The following is an 18,745-nucleotide window of genomic DNA, read 5'->3' on the forward strand; positions in this document are numbered from 1 at the left end:
ACCTACCCTTTAAAACAATTATGTGCTGTTTCTACAACTCTTTCTATGTCAATGGCAACATTATTACCATCTTTAACAAAAAGCCCTAGAAACTCGATATTCCCTTCACCACCAGTTATTGGCGAATAAGTTAACTTTTCTAAAACAAAGCCATCATGATTTGCATATTCAATAACATGTTGAATTACTTTTTGATGGACAGATGGTTCTTTGACTATTCCCTTTTTCCCAACTTCTTCACGTCCAGCTTCAAACTGCGGTTTGATTAGTGCTACAACTTGATTACCACTATGTAAAATATTTTTTAATGCATCAAAAATATACTTCAAAGAAATAAAAGATACATCAATTGAAGCAAAAGTAGGAATTCCATGTTCAAACAGTTCACTTGTTGCATATCTAAAATTTGTTTGTTCTTTTACAATAACACGTGGATCATTGCGTAATTTCCAAACTAATTGATTGGTTCCAACATCAATTGCATAAACTAGTTTTACACCATTCTGTAAAGCACAATCGGTAAACCCACCTGTTGAACTGCCGATATCGACCATTATTCTATCCGTTATATCTAATTCAAACTCCTTTAAGGCACGTTCCAGTTTTAAGCCACCACGTGACACATATGGCATTATGTTTCCTTTAACATGAAGATTTGAATCTATTGGAATTTTTGTTCCCGGTTTATCAATAATATCATAATCATCATGAACAATCCCGGCCATAATCGCGCGTTTAGCTTTTTCACGAGAATCAAAAAAGCCCTGTTCGACTAATAAAACATCAATTCTTTCCTTCTTCATTTAGTATCTCCTTAACTTTTTGATAAAAAGTATCCATATCTAAACCCTCATCTTGTAAAATTTGTGCAACTGTTCCTTGAACAGAATAGTGGTCATCTACTCCAAAACTATGAATCCGTTTTAAAATATTATTTTGGCTATAATAATAAGCAATATTACTAGCTAAAGAACCAGTTTTTAATTCTGTTTCATAAACAATCAACGGTTTTTCATCAATAATTTCATTTAACATATCTTCATCCATAGGTTTAATAAATAAAGCATCAATAATTCTAACTTTTATCTCTTTATCTTTAAAAAATTCACGAATCAAGTTAACGTTTTGACCATAACAAATAATTGTTACATCGTAATCTTTTCGATTTACAACTTGCCATTTACCAATAGTTAAAAGCTCATCACCTACATTCATATCTTCAATATCGCCTCGAGGGATTCTTAAAATGTAAGGATGATCGTTATTCTTTAAATATGTGTTAATAAAGCGTTTAGCATCACAACTATTACTTGGAGTACAAATTATTACATTTGGCAGAGGTGTTAATATTCCTAAATCAAAAACACCATGATGTGTAGGTCCGTCTGCTCCAACAAATCCACAGCGATCAACACAAATCAAGCAGCCCAGATCCATTCTTGCAATATCATGATTTATTTGATCATATGCACGTTGTAAAAATGAAGAATAGATAGAAATAAATGGCTTTTTTTGAGAAATTGCTAACCCTGCTGTAAAAGTCAAAGCATGCTCTTCAGCAATTCCAACATCAAAACTTCGCTCAGGATAATGCATAAAAATATTATCCATTGCAGAACCATGAATCATGGCAGGGGTAATAGCAACAATATCCTGATCTGATTTCATCTGCCTTTCAATATGATCAGCAACCATTTTTGACCAACTTATTTTCGAACTAGTTCCCGCACCTTTCATAGTTCCGTCTTCAATATTGAATGGGGCAATCCCATGCCATTTACCGGCAATATCATTTTCGGCGTATTTATAGCCACGCCCTTTTTTCGTAACCACGTGAACTACAACACTAGTTTTTGCACTTTTAGCTAAATTTAAAACCCTAATTAGATCATCAAAATCATGACCATTTACCGGACCCAGATAATCAACCCCAAAATCTTCAAAAATTGTATCATCAATCAATCCATGCTTAACAAAATCTTTAACTCGTTTGGAAACATTAAAAATCATCTTACCTATTTTATTGTGCGAAGTAATATTGCGATAATCCTCTTTTAAATTATTGTATGTACCACTAATTCTTATTGAAGATAAAAAATCACCAAAACCACCAACACTTTTACCAATTGCCATTTGGTTGTCATTTAAAATAATAATCACTTTATTATTAATTGAGCCAAGATGATTTAATGCTTCTAAAGATTCACCCCCAACCATTGCAGCATCGCCAATCACAGGTAAAATATGATAATTTTCATGATTCAAGTCTCTTGCTACTGCCATTCCCAAGGCCCCGCTTAATGCAGTTGAGGAATGACCAGCTTCCCAAGGGTCATGTTCACTTTCACAACGCTTTTGAAAGCCTGAAAGTCCCTTATATTGGCGTAGTGTAGAAAATTGACCAGCACGTCCCGTTAAAATTTTATGAACATAAGACTGGTGTCCTACATCAAAGAAAATTTTATCTTTAGGGGAATTAAAAACATAATGCAGTGCAATGCTCAATTCTACAACTCCTAAGTTACTCGAAAGATGTCCTCCCGTTTTTGAAATATTATTAATCAAAAATTTGCGGATATCATCGGCTAATTGATTCAATTGTCTAATATCCAGCTCTTTTAAAAAAGAGGGATCTGTAATTTTTTTTAGATCCATTATTTCACTCTTTTCTTTAATTTTTCCATTATTTCTAGAATTAATCCATGATTAATCTTTAATTTATAAATTAATTCCATTGCTTCTTTAAAATATTGCTCAACAATCATTTGAGATTGTTCTACTCCCATCAAAGTTACATATGTAGATTTATGATTTACTTGATCACTACCAACTTTTTTTCCTAATAAACTACTATCACCAACTACATCTAAAACATCATCTTGAATTTGAAAAGCTAAACCAATCTTATAACCGATTTCTACCCATGTTTTTTGGTCATCGGGATTAGCAATTAACGCTCCCATTTTCATCGCTGCACTGATTAAGTCTCCTGTTTTATGGTGATGAATCAAATCTAACTGATCACGAGTAGCCAATTTAGTTTCGTATTCCATATCCAATGCTTGCCCTAAAATCATTCCGTTAATACCGCTGGCTTGATATAAAGTTGCTAACAACGAGATTTTTAATTCATCAGGAACTTTTGTTTTAATAATTACATTAACAGCTTCATTCAATAATGCATCGCCAGCTAAAATGGCAGTTGCTTCATCAAATTGTTTATGACAAGTTAGTCGCCCACGTCTTAAATCATCATTATCCATACCTGGTAAATCATCATGAATCAATGAATACGTATGTATCATCTCAATTGCACAAGCAATATCTAGATAATCTTGGTAATTTTTATCATAACTACGAATCACCTGCAGCATCATTACCGGACGAATCCTTTTTCCACCGGCCATCAAAGAATATTTCATGGCTTCTTTAACTTTAGAATCGCCAAATTCCTCAATGATTTCTAATAATCGTTCATTAATTTGTTCAATTAAATTTTCCATGTTATTCCTCGATTTTTAGATCTTCTAACTTTCCATCCACTAAGATTTTTGCTACTTTATCTTCAATTCCAGCTAACTTATCACTACAAATCTTTGATAGTTTTATTCCCTCTTGAAATAAATCTACACTTTTTTCAAGTGATATTTGGTTATTTTCGAGAGCCGCAATAATTTCTTCTAAGCGACTCATTGCTTGTTCAAATGTTATATTGTCCATAAATTAACCTCTATTCTATAATGGCCTTTTTAATGCCATTATGTAATTTTAATTCAATTTTATCACCACTATTTAAATCATCAACTGATGAAATAACATGATCTTCTTTTAAAACAATTGCATAACCACGTTCTAATGTTTTAAGGGGTGATAAAGTATTTAATTTTGATAATGAATAATAAAACTTTTCTTGATTATGTTGTAATTTACGTTTAATCTCAAGACTCATCGTTCGATTAATTGTATCTAAACGATTTCGCTGATTTAGTGTAAATAAATTGGCTTGATGATTAAAAGTTTGTATTAAATTGCTTGCTTTGTTTTGTTTTTCAATCAAATCATGGTTAAAAACATTATTTAATTGATCATATAAATAATCAATTTTAGCCGTCTTATCTTCAAACATTTTTTGAGGATTTTTAAATAAATAGAATGACTTTAATCGATTTAAATTTTCTTTATTTAATATAATTTTTTGTTTCATTAAATTATTTAAAGTATATTTTATATTGTCTACAGCCTGCTGTAATTCAAATAAGTCCGGTGTTGCTTTAATTGCCGCAGCCGTTGGTGTTGCAGCACGATAATCTGCAACAAAATCACAAATAGTAAAATCAACTTCATGACCAACACCGCTAATAATAGGTGTCTTACATTGATAAATTGCTCGAGCTAATCCTTCCTCGTTGAAGTTCCATAAGTCTTCTAATGAACCTCCGCCTCTTGCAATAATAATTTCACTAAATCCTAGTGTATCAACATATCTAAGTGTTCTAATTATTTCCAAATATGCATCCTTACCCTGGACTGGAATTGGAAATACGATTACACGAACGACAGGAAAACGCAAGTGAATGGTTCTAATAATATCAGCAAGAGCAGCACTAGGATAGGCTGACAAAACTGCAATCTTACTAGGAAATTTAGGAATTACTAATTTATTTTCAGGGTTAAATAAACCTTCACTAGCTAACTGCTTTTTTAATTGTTCATATTTTAAAAATAAATTTCCTAATCCATCTTGTTCAATTGTATCAACATACAATTGATAGGTGCCTGCTACATCATATACTGACACACTAGCTTGAACAAGTACTTTCATCCCATTGGTCAAATCAAAAGGAACTTTACTAGCTTTTGAAGAGAACATTACTGCATTTATTCTTGAATGCTCATCTTTTAGCGTAAAATAAAAATGTCCTGAACTATGATGTTTGAAATTAGAAACCTCACCTTTGATTAAGATTCGCTGTAATTGACTATCAGAATCAATTTTAGCTTTTAAATAACGATTAAGTGCACTAACCGTCAGATATCGTTTTTCCACTATTTAATCCTATTAAGTAATCCATTAATGAATTTATAAGCATCACTATCACAATATTTTTTTGATAATTCAACCGCTTCATTAATGATTACTTCTTTACTTTGTTCAGTTTCTAAAAGTTCATAACATCCAACTAATAAAATTGCAAGTTCCATTTTTGATAATCTATCTAACGTCCATCCGGGTTTTAAATATTTAGCAACTTCAGCTTTATAACGTTCAATGTTACTAGCAATACTTATAATAAACATAAAACAATAATCAAAATCATCTTGATTGCTAGATAAATCCTTATCACTGTTTAAATATTCACGAATCTCATCTTCATTTGTATCTACTAGCAGTTTTTGATAAGTTGCAATTACTGCTTTTTCTCTAATTATTTTTTTTCTATATTTTTTCATCTAATCCGTCCTTCCAAAATATCTATCATGATTTTACCATATTTGCACCTTAAAATAAACGAAATGCATCATAATAAAACAAAAAAGATTATCCGAAGATAACCTTAAAAATTAATTCCTTTAACTTCAATATTTACTTTAACATTTTTGATTCCTGTCATTTCAAAACAGCTTTGAGCTATTTTATTTTGTAAGGCACTAGTCACTGATGCAACATTCAATCCATAATCAATTAGTACATCAACATCAATAATTACTTGGTTATTTTTATTAATATTTGTTCTAACTGGCCCACTTCCAGGCATTGGGATCATATTTCCTTCAAATTGAACACCATCAACTGACTCAACTGCTTTTACAACTATAGCTTGAAAAACGCTCAAACCAATATTTAAAGCTCCTAAATTAGATTCTTTTTCTACTGAATAATATTCTTGACTCATATTAAATGCTCCTTTATATACTCCCATTGTATATAAATTTAAGATAAAATTCAAGTCTCACTGATAAACTTGACTTCAACTTGATACTCATTTTTAGTCTTTTCCATAACTGTTTTAATAATACTGTTAGCATCACTACTACTTGCTTCCTTTTTATCAATAACTACTTTAATCGTTTTATTCTCAACCTCAACAAATGCATTCTTAAAACCAGCATCATTAATTATCTTTGTAATTTTTGCTTCTAAAGCAGCAGTTTCTTTAGCTTCACTAATATTAGCCAAAGCAGCAGCGATTTTATTACTATCGCTATCACTTGATGCAATAATTGCATTATTTTCACTAATTAAATCTGCTCTTTCTTTTTCTAAATTTTGTTGTAATACTTCAATTTGCGATAATTCTTCATTATTAACAGATACTTCACTGGCTTCACCTTCAGGTGGTAGAAGAATATAGTAAATTGAAAGTACCAAAATTAGACTAAATAGGGTTAAAAAAGTAATGGCTTGTCTATTCATATTATTTCTCCTTTTATCAACTACTTTAATATATGCTAAAAGTTAAAATATATGAAAAAAAACACTAGTTAAACTAGTGTTAAGCTCTTCCTTGATATTTTCCATCAACTGTATTAACAATGACAACTTCACCTTCAGAAATAAATAAAGGTACTTTAATTTGAAATCCAGTTTCGATAATTGCATTTTTTGTTGCCCCAGTAGCTGTATCACCTTTTACTGCTGGTTCAGTTTCTGTAATAGTGAAAGGTACATTAATTGGTAAAGATACCCCTAATACTTCTCCTTCATAACTAGTTACTTCAACTTCATCACTTTCTTTTAAGAAATTCATTTCCCATTCTAAGTTTCCAGCAGGAATTTCGATTTGTTCGTAAGTTTCATTATCCATGAAAACTAAAGCATCTCCTGAATTATATAAATATTGCATTTTACGTTTATCGATATGTGCTTTTTTTACTTTATCATTTCCACCAAAAGTAATTTCAGTAGTTGCTCCAGAACGCATATTTTTCATTTTAACTTTGATATTTGCAGCCGCACGAGCTGTTTTATTATGAGAATAATCAAGCACTACATATAAGTTACCTTCATATTCAAAAGTAATTCCTGGTCTTAAATCTCCAACACTAATCATTTTAAAATCTCCTTACTTGTAATTTACTTTGTGATTATATCAAAAATCATCGATAAAGTGAAGTGATTTTAGTAACTATTGATAATCAAACGATGATATTACTAGCGTTTCGATATTAATCTCCAAATTAAAACTGTATGATGAATCATTTTGTTTGATTGTTGTAACAATATAATAGTAACTCCCCATATCATCCACTGTATAATTAATGAAATAATCATCAATACTTATTTCATCACTAAAAAGAAGATCATTTAAAATTGTTTCTTTATAATATCTCAGTATTGTTATTTCCAACAAACGTGCCCTATCTAATTCTCTGATTCGTTCTAGACTGCGGCTATTCTCTATTATATTATTAAAAACAAGACTTATGTTTAAGATTAAAACAATAAAAATAACTAACACGACTTGAAGAATCGTACCCCGATTATTACAATACTGTTTCAACTTCATCTTTTTCATTCTCACTTATTTGATAATCAGTAGCAATAAGATAAACATGTTCTTTATTATCGACTATTATTTTCATATAAATATTCTTATTTTTTTGATAAAAATTTAATTCATCAACATTGTGTATAATGATATCAAAACCTGGCTCTTTTACTATCCTATGATGATTTAGTGAAATAGTAAAGATTTCGTTATTTGCATTTGTGTAAGTTAAATCATCATTGATTTCAATATCCTTAGCCGTATGCAAAATTGATGAAATTTGTTTAACTCCAAGAGCATAACTAGAAAGATTAAAAGATAATTTATCTTTTGCAGTAACTATTCTTAAAATAGGGACACTGTTTAAAATAATTAATAAACATATTGATAAAGAAAAAAGAACTTCAATCAATGTAAAACCTCGTTGACTGATTCGTTCAAACCACTTGTCTGCCACAGTTCTACCTCCTTTTCTTGTTGCTGTTTTAAATAGTTCGTATAATCCTGATTAATCTGATAATGATGATTTATTGCATTATTATAACAAGAAAGAAACAATACTATAATACTGATAAAAATAGAAAAAGCCATCAATGTTTCAATTAATGTCATCCCTTGCTTATTTAACATAAAATGCTCCACTTCCAACATTTAAAATTATACTTTTACATCCATTTGAACTACAAATCTTTAGATGACCACCCGAACTGATATTTCCATTATGATTAAAGTGAAACTCATAATAATCGTCAATATAATAGTTGTCGTTAATCGTAAGAGTTCGTTGATCCTTTTGTCCATTATAACTAATTTGTTTTGTTTGAATAACTATATTTATTTGCTCGTGGTTGATCATAGCTCTACTTTTTCCTTCTTCTAACAATGAAATTACCTGTTGACATTGCTGCTGTAAAGAAATTACTGGTTTTGAATTAATTACAAAATGAAGTGTAATTGTACTTAAAATTAAGATTATACTAATTGTAAAGACAACTTCAATCAGAGTGAATCCGCTATCATCGTACATATGCTTGTCCATCACTGATTGAAATCCTAAGTCCGCTTGGACATGTTGCCTGCTTTTCTGTCAAATATGGATGTTCTCCAGAAGTCAAATCACTAATACTTGTTGGAAGTTCTCCGTTTTCAATTTCGTATAAAACTATTTGTGAATTAACTACTTCTATTTGCGCATCACAACTCTTTTCTTTAACAACCCGATTCTTACTAGTTACATTAGGAATAACAAGTAACAAAATAACTAAAATTACTGAAATACAAAAAATCATCTCAATCAATGTAAAGCCATTATTCCTTTTCATCTTTCATACCTCCTATAAATTACTGACTACATTCATCATCGGAATAACAATTGCAACATAAACTAAAATTACAAAACCAGCCACAAAACAATATATTATTGGTACAAAGAGTTTAATCAATCTCGTTACCTGCATATGCAAAGTATCAATAGATACCCTTAAATAATTATCGAGTGATTTATCTTTTTGATTATCATGAATTAATAATTTAAAATATGCTATAAATAATGGTTCAAAATATTCAAAATCATTTATTATATCCTCTAAAGCTTCTCCTTCTAAAACTTGTCGATAAATTTCGTAAATTATCATTTTAATATCACTATCATCTATTTGCTCATAAAGCATGACAATAATATCAGTTGAATCATAGCCATTGATCAGTAATTCATTATAGTACAGAGCAAATTTTAGTGAATAGTATTTTTGGATTAACCTTCTTATTAAAACTATTTTTTCAATTAACAAATCAATAAGTTTAAAATATTTTCTTTTAATAGCATAAATACTTATTGTGAAAAATACTGTAAAACTAAGTATAATGAAAATTACTATAATTGGAATAATTTCAAAAAGCTTAAATATAATTCTAGTTATAATACTTGGACTAATATTAAATTCGACAAACAATTGCATGATTGATGGTAATAATCCATATACAATAAACAATGAAAAAAACATTAAAAAAATAATGAGTAAAACTGGATACGTTAATTCTTTTTTTAGCTGTGTAAATATTTGTTCCTTTTTTCTGCATATTTTTAAGCTATGCTCAATTGCAGTTGAAATATTATTTTTAAATCGAAAAAATTTAAAGTATTCAATAAATGTATTGTCAAAATCAATTTCTATAATAACCTCATCAAATGCTTTACCAGCAACCAAATTTTGTTCAATCAGCTTTATTTTTTCAGTTTGATGGATTATCAGACATAAATTTAAAACATCTTTGATTAAATAACCTTGTTTTAAAAAGTTAGCGATATTTTCTAATAATTGTAAATCATCATTCATAAATAATTCCTGCAACCTGTGTATAATCAACTAAATTATTTTTTAATAAATATTTTGCATTCATTTCAAATGTTTGATATTTAACAGGTTCATTATTGAAAAAAGTTAAAATTTTTTGACGATTTAAATATTCTGGTAAAATTAAGGGCTGATGTGTATACTTGTGATAGAGCATTTTTTGGCATATTATGCCAATTAAAACATCCTCTATATCAATTTTTAAAAGTCCTAAGTTTAAAAGACGTCTGATTGTTGTAAGGCAATTTGACGAATGGATTGTTGTTAATACTAAATGGCCTGTTAATGCACATGTAACAGCTAGACGAGCAGTTTGCTCATCGCGTATTTCACCTATCATTATTACATCAGGATCATGGCGTAAGATTTGTTTTAAAGAGTTATTATATGTAATTCCTAGTTTTTCGTTTATTTGAATTTGCAAGCAATACTCCTTTTTTATTTCGACTGGATCTTCAAGAGTGACAATATTTCTTTGTTGAGTAGCGTTAATTGAATCTAGTAGGGTATATAGTGTGGTTGACTTTCCTGAACCAGTTGCTCCACTTACAATAAATAGTCCGGCTTCTAAAGTCGTGATATGTTTTAAAAAAACAGTTGTTTCTTTAAAAATAGTCAATTTATCAAGGGCAATTTGTTGATGATTGTTTAAAATTCTAATTACAATACTATCTAATTCTCTACCAGGTAAACTAGATATTCGTAAATAGTAAATTTGATTTTGATAAATATAATTTAAATGACCCGTTTGTGGTCGTAAACGATAATTAATATCTATATTTGACTTGAAACGAATATAATTAAATAATTTTAATCCGATATGACTTTCAAATGTATCATATAATACCAAATCACCATGTTGCCGAAAAGAAACAGAACATTTTTGCTTCATTAAAATATGAATATCTGATGTCTTATAATTAATTGCATGATTTAAGATTTTTTCAAATAGTTCATCCATAAAAATACCTCCTATTATCATTTACGCCTGTAATATAGAAATTACTTTCAAAAAATAAAAAAATACGATTATTCTAACCTTTTAAGCAAAACAAATCTAAATAAAATATAAATTGGATAATATATCTAGACACATAAAAAATAGGGTTATTAATGAAGACATTACATCTTCCAACCCTACTTTTTGTTAGGCACCCTACATTATTTTAAAGCGCCTATATTTTATACTCTTATCTAGTACTAGAATCTGCAAGTAACTATTTTTCAATTTCTATATTCTCATTCGTAGTTCTTCGATTGTAAATTTTATACTGCAGAGGTATTTCCCAATCCGGTTACGAAAGAGGTTACTCTAGCACAACAGTTACTTGTATGTTGTGCAATTGTTACATCATCATACCCGCTAGATATTTTACTTCCAGATGCGACTACAAAAGCGACATGATTGTATCGTCCATCTTTTTCCCAATCTGCTATACATTGATATATTGATTTTTTTATTTCTTCTAGTGATATTTTCATTGATCTTAAAAATACAATAAGTTTCACACTATCAGCATCGCTTTGACTATAATTTCGGTAGTCATTATCATCTCTATCTGGTTTTATTAAACCAACTTTTTCATAATATATGAGTGCTTTCTTGGTAATATGAAACCACTCTTCAACTTCATGGTCTTCATAGCATTCATTCTCCTTGCGCTTATTACATATTATGCCCTAAGGTTTAGGTCAATAAAAAGGATAATATTTATTCACAAAATAAATATGAATCTTATTCTATTAGTCCACAAAATAAAAAAGTGAAAGGAATGATAATCCGGACATTTTCCCCACTATACTTTAAAGAGATTATGGATTATCTTCATAATCTCTCATTATAATTTATAGCGGGTTTTGTAATCCCTCTCTATAAATTATAGCATCTTTTTTCTCGTTAACTTTACCATAATAAAAACCCCTCACGTTGGTTATGTCCAACTTTTGGGGTTCGCTTCAAAATATATAGTCTTTTAATGTCCTCTATGAGCCTTACAATAGTATTGAATAGAAATACCTAATAATGATAGTCCAGAAATGAGTAACAGTCCATTTATATCAACATTATCACCAGTTTTTACACTTACAACCGGTTTTGTCGTATCTCCAGGATTTACTGTTGGCTCATCCTTTACTTCTTTAATATCCCATAAATAGTCTTTTACAAATGTTGTAAACAGACTACGCCATGTTCCCCAGTCATGAGCACCATAAGTTTCAATATAATCATATTTAATGCCTGCTTCATCTAGATTTGCTAATAATCCTGCAAAATCTTTATTTCCTGTAAATCCAACTTTACCATAATCAACAATACCAGCTGCTAATAATAATGTTGGTTTGTCCGCATTTTTTATTGCTGATATATCAGTATTTGGATCAGTTGCTGACCAAATTCCTAAATATCCAAATTTATCTGCTAAGGTCGTATAAATAGACGTTGTTGTAAGACCACCCATAGATAATCCACAGAATGCACGATCATTGCTGATAGTTGAAACACTATAGTTAGCTTCAATAAATGGAATAATATGATTCATTAAGTTATTTTTAATTTGATCGTAGTCCCAACCAAAATATGTATTATCCATTGTTACAACAATTGCTTCAGCTACTTCTTTATCAGCTAATAAATTATTCATTATATTTGGAACCGCACCAATTGTCATCCATTCAACTTCATTACCACCGCCACCGTGTGATACATAAATAGTTTTATAGCTTTTAGTAGCATCATAGTTATATGGTAGATATATACCTAATGGTTGTTTTGTTCCATCAATCGCATCATAATTTACGAATGAATATGTTCCTTTTTGATTATCATCTCTAGCATAAACATATTCTTGTCCATCAATAGTATTCTTTGAAGAACCAACATACACCAAACTGTGGCCAGCATCATGATTATTGTAGTCATTTTTTAGTGACGGATTTGCTGGATCTTGAATTGTTACTGTAGTGCCGTCAGCATAAGTAACTGTATAGTCATAGTAGTAAAGATTCCCTGGTAATGGTAAAGTAATTTCAAAACGTTCATCTTTTGTCTCTGTCAATTCATAAATGGCAGTATCATTATTTAACCCATAGCCAGTATTAAACATTCCATCTTTATACTCGTAAGCATTATATACTTTTGCTTGTGAAAAATCTAAAGTCTGAGTATAGTTTTTAACCGCTTCATCATCTTTAGAATAGAATTGTAAATTTCCTGAAACAGTTACCTTGACCGCATCCTTGATATCTTGATCTTCGTATACAAAAGTTGTTATATAATCACCATCATATGCTGGATTAATGTTTTCTTCTACTGTCACACCGGCTTGATAAGTAGATTCTCCAGGATATTCATAACCCCATAAAATATCTTTAACAAATGTTGTAAATGCATCTCTCCATACGCCCCAGTCATGTGAACCGTATTTTAAATCATAAAAATGCTCTACTCCCAGCTCTTCTAAATATTCATGTGCTCTTACTGTCTTCCCTCTGTTAAATGCTGAATCTCCAGATTCCTGCGTCGCCTGAATAGCCATATCTAGATTCCCGCCAGTTAGATATACTGTCTTTGTTTTTAATAACTCCCAGTCTTTACAAATCAGTGGATCTGCTGTCCCTGAAAAATTTCCATACGCTCCAAACATGTCTGTATAACTGAACATGATTGTCCCTGTTGTCAATGCTCCCATTGATAGACCACACAGCGCTCTGTCCTCCACTTTCGTAGATACGCTGTATCTCTCTTCAATCAGCGGAATGATATTTTCTTTGAAATTTTTCGCAATTAAATCATAATCCCATCCAAAGTGACTGTTATCCATTGTTACAACAACACTTTCTGCTGCTTCTTTTTCCGCAAGGATATTATCCATAATATTTGGCAATGAACCAATTTCCATCCATTCGGCTTCATTTCCGCCACCGCCATGTGATACATAAATCGTTTTATATGTTTTTGAAGGATCATAGTTGTATGGTAGATAAACACCTAATGACTGTGTTTCTTCATCTGTGTTATGTGCATCCTTGTATTCAATAAATTCATATTTCCCTGTTTGACCGTCAGCTCTTGGATAAATATACTCCTGTCCTGCTGTTGTATTTTCACTGTTTCCAACATAGAAAACACTGTGTCCCGAATCATGATCAGTTAAGCTGTTTTTCTTTGATGGATTTACCGGATCCTGAATCGTAACTTTTGAACCGTCACTATACTCTACTGTATAATCATAAAAATACTGATTGCCCGGTAACGGCAGTGTAATCTCGAATCTTTCGTCTCCTGTTTCCTCCAGTTCATAAATGGGTGTATCGTTATTTTGTCCGCCGCTTACATTGAACATTGCGTTATCCTTATCATAGTCATAAGCACTGTAAACCTTGGCTCCGGTAGGATCAGCTGTTTTTTCATAATTTTTAACAACCGGATCATTTAATGAGTAAAACTGAAAATTACCTGAAACTGTTACTCTTTCTGCGTCACGTGCATCTTTGTCTTCATAAACAAAGGTTGCGGTATAATCGGCATCCCAGTCTGGATTAGTATTTTTCTCTACCGTTACGCCCGGACTATATACAGCATTTTGAGCCGTTAATGCGGTAATACCATTGGACATTAGCATAGTTCCTGATAATGCCACTGACAATAACAAATTCTTTTTATTCATGTTATCCCTTCCTTTCACTAACATTCTATCCGAAGAAGGAATAAGAACGCCACATTCCTTTATGCAAGCTGCTTTCATTTTTTGCAAGCAGGTTCTATAATTTGAAAGAGCATGCAGGCAGAAAAGTTAATATATTCATTAATTATATAAGCTAGTAGAATGTCAAGTTGCAATATATTTACACTAAGATAATTATATCATGACTCATTTTTTATTATTTCAACCATGGGATTCTTTCCTAAAATAAACTCACAGCGATCAACTCGCATTATTGTAAAATACTGCAATAATTGAATTATTAAAAAAATCGTAAAAAATTATAGCGAACCGAATAAGTTGTCCAACCTATTCGGTTCACTTTTTATATGTCCAAACTTACGAATAAACAAAGAATAGTGGTACTATGTCACATATGGGTTTATATGCACTTAATCCTACTCCTAAGCAACGTTATAACTCTTATAAGGGGGAAATGAATGGAACTTGTAAGAACTTACTTCTTGATAAACGAGAGAATAAGTATATTAGAAAAACATATTTTAATAGAAACCTTAAAACTACATCGGTTAATCAAAAATGGACAACTGATGTTTCTGATTTTAAAACAGCTATGAGTAAATTATATTTATCTCCAATTTTAGATATGCATAGTAGAAAAATCGTAGGATACGATATATCAACTACACCAAGTCTATTTCAAACATACCGAATGTTAGATATGGCTTTCTCTAAATTTTTCCATAGTAATCAAGGATGGCAGTACCAACATTTCTCATATTAAAATAAATTAAAAGAAAAAGGAATTACTTAATCAAAGTCTCGAAAGGGAACGGTCAGGATAATTTACTAATAGAAAACTTCTTGGAAAAAATGAAGAATGAAATGTTTTATGGATTTGAAGATACATTCAAATCATTAGAAGAGTTAAAACAAGCTATGATAGATTATATCGAATACCATAATAATTCTATAATTACAGTAAAAAGAAAAGGCTTAACCCCTATACAAATTAGGAATCAAGCCTTACAATTAATTTAAATTATTTTTTGTCCAACAAAGGCAGTTCACTATAAAAATTACGACTTTTTTAAATATGGATTATTTAGGCGTTCTTCACTTAACGTAGAGTTTGGTCCATGACCAGGATAAATAACAGCATCAAAATCATATTCCTTTATTTTATTTATGCTTTCGATTGTTTCATACTTTGATGAATTTGGAAAATCAAAGCGTCCAATTGACCCTTTAAACAATACATCTCCAGAAAAAATTATATTTTCATCTTTTAAATAAATCATTGACGATCCTGGACAATGTCCTGGTAAATGTAGCCATTGTACATCAAAATCCCCAAACTTCATCTCCTCATGGCTTGACTGAACTGGTGCTTTAACAGTAAAAGGATTTTCATACACTGATAAATTTAACTGAGGATTATCTAGCATTTCTAAATCGTCTTGATGAAGATAGATAGGACAGTGGTAATGTTCGTATAAATAGTCAACCGCACCAATATGATCGAAATGTCCATGAGTTAATAAAACAGCTTCTGGAACTAGTTCATTTTCCGTCAAATAATGCACAACTTTCTTACCATTAGCTCCAGGATCAATGATTAAGCAATGATGATTCTCATCACTTACCACATAGCCATTAGTTTGCATATTACCTAGCAGTAATGTTTTTATTTTCATCTTCTTCCTCCTATAAAGAAAAAAAGCCAATAAGGCTTATTTCTTTTCTTTATGTACAGTTTTTTTATTACATCTTGGACAGTATTTGTTGATTTCCATTCTATCTGGATGATTTCTTTTATTTTTTGTGTTGATATAGTTTTCTTCACCACATTCAGTACATTTATAAATGATATTTTCTCTCATTAGTTACACCTCCATTAGTAAACTTCCGTCTAATATATTATCATAGTATTTAAATAATTACTAGCACTTTTTTTAATTTGTTGAGTGATACTTCTCCCAGTAACGATCAATTACTGCTTGAGCAACGATCGGAGCAGAACTAGATCCGCTTGTTGCAGTAGTTTGTCGATAACTCATACAAGCAAAAGCAACTTCTGGTCTAGAATCCTCCGTTGTTTGCACATAACCTATTTGTAAATGATTAGGATAATCGGTTGTTCCAGTCTTACCATCATCAGTTGTATAATCTTCTGCTGTTCCGGTTTTAGCATAAGTTACATATGGTTTTGAATTCCAAGAATGTGCAGTTCCTTCAGTTCGGGTAACACAAGCTCTCATTCCTTGTTTAATTTGGCTAAACGCCGTCGCTTGATTACTAACATCATCTAATACATTTGTATTTGCCTCATAATTAACTTGTATTTCTCCATCCTCATCAGTAGTATATGAGTCTAAAAGTAAGTGGGGCTGGATTCTTTTCCCGCCATTAGCCAATGTACATGCGTATTGTGCTAATTGAATATTTGTGTAAGTATCATACTGACCAATCATTGCATCTAATAACAACCCACCTGTACGTTGTTTTCCTCGATATCCTAATGCTTCATTTGAAACATCTAATCCTGTTTTAACTCCTAACCCTAACTCACCTAAATCATTTCTTAAAGTATCAAAAGCTTCTTCATTTATTTTCAACGGCCCATCATAAACATAATTTGCCCCACCTAAAAGCATTGCTATCCTAAACATATAAACATTTGATGAATAAGCCAGAGCATCAACTTCATTAATAGTTCCAAAGGATTTCCAAGACTTTTTAGCTTTTGTTCCTTTAATTTTGATTGGCTCATCAACAAAATAAGTGTTTGGTCCAATTACTCCTTCTTTGAAACCAGTATAAATTGAACCTCCCTTAATTGTTGAACCGATTTTATTTGCATCTAGGTAATTCCCTGAAGCATAATCACTAACTTCACCAGTTGCTTTATCGATTGTTTTGCCGGCCATTACAATAATTTCACCCGTATATGGATCCATTAGAATAAAAAACATTTTATTAAAATATTTATTACTGCTATTACAAGCTTTTAATTCCTCTTCGATTTTTTGATTAGCTAATTGTTGAAGTTCCCAATCAATTGAAATACGAATATTTGAACCTGCAGTTCCTGCTTTAGTACTTGTTATTATTGGGTTTCCTGAGCTATCATAATTTAAGGTATAGGTACTATCATTCCCTCGTAAAATATCTTCATACTGCTCCTCTAAGCCCGAAGTTCCTACTCTAGAATCATTTTGGTATCCCAATGCTAATAATTCATTTTTTAATTCTACAGGTAACCCTTGTTTTTTAGTCGTCACTTTGCCTAAAACTGAAGCAAACTCTGTTGAATTTGAATATTGACGTGCCCAATCTGTTGTAACTGTCACCCCGGGTAAGATATCTGCATTTTCACCAATAATACTAGCCTCCTCATCAGTTAAACCTTCAGCCAAAATTGACGAACCACTCGTACAATTTTGCATCAAGTATAAAAAGTGAGTATATTTTAATGTTGCTTCATCCATATATTGACTAATTAATTCATCAGTAATTCTCTCTAATTTAAGACTATATAATCTTTTGTCTGCATTTTCTTGAGCTTTGATTTCTTCTTTTTCTTTATCGCTAATCAATCCGTCAGCAACATCTTTAAAAGCTAAAATAAAATAATCCTTTTTTGCTCGATCAGAAATGATTTTTTTATCATTTACATCAATATTGATATTTTTTGCTAAAAAAGCAGCTGATTCTTTTAAAACATCATTATCAATTTTTTTAGGTGCATAATATGTTGCACAAATTACACTTGTATTTTCCACTAATTTTACATATTCACGGTCAACAATTTCTCCTCTAGGAGCATCACTCGTATATGTAGTAGTACCATATTGTTCCAGCTTTACTGCCAATTCATCAGCCTGTTTAAATTGTATAATTCCTAAACGTATTGCCATTACGGAAGTAACAGCAATAACAAAACAAAGTAGTCCGATTAATCGCCGACTAACAATGTTATCTTGTAAATTTTTTTGTTCACGTTCTTGTTCTGACGCCCCATAAAAACGTACCTTAGGTATTTTATTTCGAAAATTAAATGCCATTTCTACGCCTCCTTATCATTTGTTCATTATAAAACAAATTTACTTGTAAGTAAATTAAAAACAAAATTTACCACAAAGTAAAAATAACTGCCATAATTTTATTAAAATATTTTATGACAAAATAGGTTTTAAAAATTAAAATATCATTGATTAAAGACAAAACATGTTAC

The 18,745-nt window shown here is 30.7% G+C and carries 23 protein-coding genes; 2 read left to right on the forward strand and 21 right to left on the reverse strand.

The annotated features are described in order from the left end of the window. Window positions 1-2: 2 nt before the first annotated feature. The 18 genes from KSU54_RS05055 to KSU54_RS05140 form a co-directional block, all read right to left on the reverse strand. Complete coding sequence (locus tag KSU54_RS05055; protein WP_003538311.1) at window positions 3-803, reverse strand: TlyA family RNA methyltransferase; 801 nt, start codon at window positions 801-803, stop codon at window positions 3-5. Beyond that, window positions 784-2,655, reverse strand: coding sequence for a 1-deoxy-D-xylulose-5-phosphate synthase (gene dxs / locus KSU54_RS05060; RefSeq protein ID WP_117791793.1), 1,872 nt, complete (start codon window positions 2,653-2,655; stop codon window positions 784-786). The genes KSU54_RS05055 and dxs overlap by 20 nt, the downstream gene beginning before the upstream one ends. Then, window positions 2,655-3,503 (reverse strand): polyprenyl synthetase family protein, encoded by an 849-nt coding sequence (locus KSU54_RS05065; RefSeq protein ID WP_003538307.1) that lies wholly within the window; start codon window positions 3,501-3,503, stop codon window positions 2,655-2,657. The genes dxs and KSU54_RS05065 overlap by 1 nt, the downstream gene beginning before the upstream one ends. A gap of 1 nt (window position 3,504) precedes the next feature. Beyond that, window positions 3,505-3,720: an exodeoxyribonuclease VII small subunit gene (xseB, locus tag KSU54_RS05070; RefSeq protein ID WP_008791738.1), complete on the reverse strand. Its 216-nt coding sequence runs from the start codon at window positions 3,718-3,720 to the stop codon at window positions 3,505-3,507. A gap of 10 nt (window positions 3,721-3,730) precedes the next feature. Continuing rightward, window positions 3,731-5,047, reverse strand: coding sequence for an exodeoxyribonuclease VII large subunit (gene xseA / locus KSU54_RS05075; protein ID WP_003538303.1), 1,317 nt, complete (start codon window positions 5,045-5,047; stop codon window positions 3,731-3,733). Next, window positions 5,047-5,451: a transcription antitermination factor NusB gene (gene nusB, locus KSU54_RS05080; RefSeq protein WP_003538301.1), complete on the reverse strand. Its 405-nt coding sequence runs from the start codon at window positions 5,449-5,451 to the stop codon at window positions 5,047-5,049. The genes xseA and nusB overlap by 1 nt, the downstream gene beginning before the upstream one ends. A gap of 104 nt (window positions 5,452-5,555) precedes the next feature. Further along, window positions 5,556-5,894, reverse strand: coding sequence for an Asp23/Gls24 family envelope stress response protein (locus tag KSU54_RS05085; RefSeq protein ID WP_008791739.1), 339 nt, complete (start codon window positions 5,892-5,894; stop codon window positions 5,556-5,558). Between the two features lie 50 nt (window positions 5,895-5,944). Next, complete coding sequence (locus KSU54_RS05090) at window positions 5,945-6,415, reverse strand: SpoIIIAH-like family protein (RefSeq protein WP_003538299.1); 471 nt, start codon at window positions 6,413-6,415, stop codon at window positions 5,945-5,947. A gap of 79 nt (window positions 6,416-6,494) precedes the next feature. After that, window positions 6,495-7,052 carry an elongation factor P gene (gene efp, locus KSU54_RS05095; protein WP_003538298.1) on the reverse strand — a complete coding sequence of 186 codons (558 nt, stop codon included), beginning with the start codon at window positions 7,050-7,052 and terminating at the stop codon, window positions 6,495-6,497. A 75-nt stretch (window positions 7,053-7,127) separates the two neighbouring features. Next, window positions 7,128-7,508 (reverse strand): hypothetical protein, encoded by a 381-nt coding sequence (locus KSU54_RS05100; RefSeq protein WP_008791740.1) that lies wholly within the window; start codon window positions 7,506-7,508, stop codon window positions 7,128-7,130. Next, a complete protein-coding gene (locus tag KSU54_RS05105) occupies window positions 7,486-7,947 on the reverse strand; it encodes a competence type IV pilus minor pilin ComGF (protein WP_008791741.1) in 462 nt (153 codons plus the stop codon). The genes KSU54_RS05100 and KSU54_RS05105 overlap by 23 nt, the downstream gene beginning before the upstream one ends. Next, window positions 7,899-8,120: a hypothetical protein gene (locus tag KSU54_RS05110; protein WP_009301114.1), complete on the reverse strand. Its 222-nt coding sequence runs from the start codon at window positions 8,118-8,120 to the stop codon at window positions 7,899-7,901. Before KSU54_RS05110 ends, KSU54_RS05105 begins: the two co-directional genes overlap by 49 nt. Continuing rightward, on the reverse strand, window positions 8,110-8,529 hold the full coding sequence (comGD, locus tag KSU54_RS05115) for a competence type IV pilus minor pilin ComGD (RefSeq protein WP_224209103.1): 420 nt from the start codon (window positions 8,527-8,529) through the stop codon (window positions 8,110-8,112). The genes KSU54_RS05110 and comGD overlap by 11 nt, the downstream gene beginning before the upstream one ends. Beyond that, the gene (gene comGC / locus KSU54_RS05120) at window positions 8,507-8,812 is read right to left on the reverse strand and encodes a competence type IV pilus major pilin ComGC (RefSeq protein WP_003538293.1); all 306 of its coding nucleotides are present in this window, start codon (window positions 8,810-8,812) and stop codon (window positions 8,507-8,509) included. Before comGC ends, comGD begins: the two co-directional genes overlap by 23 nt. A gap of 12 nt (window positions 8,813-8,824) precedes the next feature. Beyond that, on the reverse strand, window positions 8,825-9,826 hold the full coding sequence (locus KSU54_RS05125; RefSeq protein WP_003538290.1) for a type II secretion system F family protein: 1,002 nt from the start codon (window positions 9,824-9,826) through the stop codon (window positions 8,825-8,827). Beyond that, entirely contained in the window at window positions 9,819-10,805 is a 987-nt protein-coding gene (locus tag KSU54_RS05130; protein WP_008791742.1) for an ATPase, T2SS/T4P/T4SS family, read from the reverse strand. The genes KSU54_RS05125 and KSU54_RS05130 overlap by 8 nt, the downstream gene beginning before the upstream one ends. Before the next feature lie 305 nt (window positions 10,806-11,110). Further along, window positions 11,111-11,521 carry a MerR family transcriptional regulator gene (locus KSU54_RS05135; RefSeq protein ID WP_308214321.1) on the reverse strand — a complete coding sequence of 137 codons (411 nt, stop codon included), beginning with the start codon at window positions 11,519-11,521 and terminating at the stop codon, window positions 11,111-11,113. Between the two features lie 296 nt (window positions 11,522-11,817). Then, on the reverse strand, window positions 11,818-14,511 hold the full coding sequence (locus tag KSU54_RS05140; protein ID WP_226814550.1) for an alpha/beta hydrolase: 2,694 nt from the start codon (window positions 14,509-14,511) through the stop codon (window positions 11,818-11,820). A gap of 403 nt (window positions 14,512-14,914) precedes the next feature. Here KSU54_RS05140 and KSU54_RS05145 point away from each other — a divergent pair, with 403 nt between their 5' ends. Both KSU54_RS05145 and KSU54_RS19405 read left to right on the forward strand, forming a co-directional pair. After that, a complete protein-coding gene (locus KSU54_RS05145; RefSeq protein ID WP_009300662.1) occupies window positions 14,915-15,292 on the forward strand; it encodes a DDE-type integrase/transposase/recombinase in 378 nt (125 codons plus the stop codon). An 80-nt stretch (window positions 15,293-15,372) separates the two neighbouring features. Then, entirely contained in the window at window positions 15,373-15,549 is a 177-nt protein-coding gene (locus tag KSU54_RS19405; RefSeq protein WP_147360195.1) for an IS3 family transposase, read from the forward strand. A 38-nt stretch (window positions 15,550-15,587) separates the two neighbouring features. Here the strand turns inward: KSU54_RS19405 and KSU54_RS05155 are convergent, their stop codons facing one another. The 3 genes from KSU54_RS05155 to KSU54_RS05165 all read right to left on the reverse strand — a co-directional run bounded on the left by KSU54_RS05155 (window position 15,588) and on the right by KSU54_RS05165 (window position 18,575). Beyond that, window positions 15,588-16,205: an MBL fold metallo-hydrolase gene (locus tag KSU54_RS05155; RefSeq protein WP_003538280.1), complete on the reverse strand. Its 618-nt coding sequence runs from the start codon at window positions 16,203-16,205 to the stop codon at window positions 15,588-15,590. A gap of 36 nt (window positions 16,206-16,241) precedes the next feature. Then, window positions 16,242-16,391 (reverse strand): 50S ribosomal protein L33, encoded by a 150-nt coding sequence (gene rpmG, locus KSU54_RS05160; protein WP_008791745.1) that lies wholly within the window; start codon window positions 16,389-16,391, stop codon window positions 16,242-16,244. A gap of 72 nt (window positions 16,392-16,463) precedes the next feature. Further along, entirely contained in the window at window positions 16,464-18,575 is a 2,112-nt protein-coding gene (locus KSU54_RS05165) for a peptidoglycan D,D-transpeptidase FtsI family protein (protein WP_003538278.1), read from the reverse strand. Window positions 18,576-18,745 lie beyond the last annotated feature (170 nt).

The organism is Erysipelatoclostridium sp. MSK.23.31 (genome assembly GCF_019125875.1).
Taxonomy (GTDB): domain Bacteria; phylum Bacillota_I; class Bacilli_A; order Erysipelotrichales; family Coprobacillaceae; genus Thomasclavelia; species Thomasclavelia ramosa.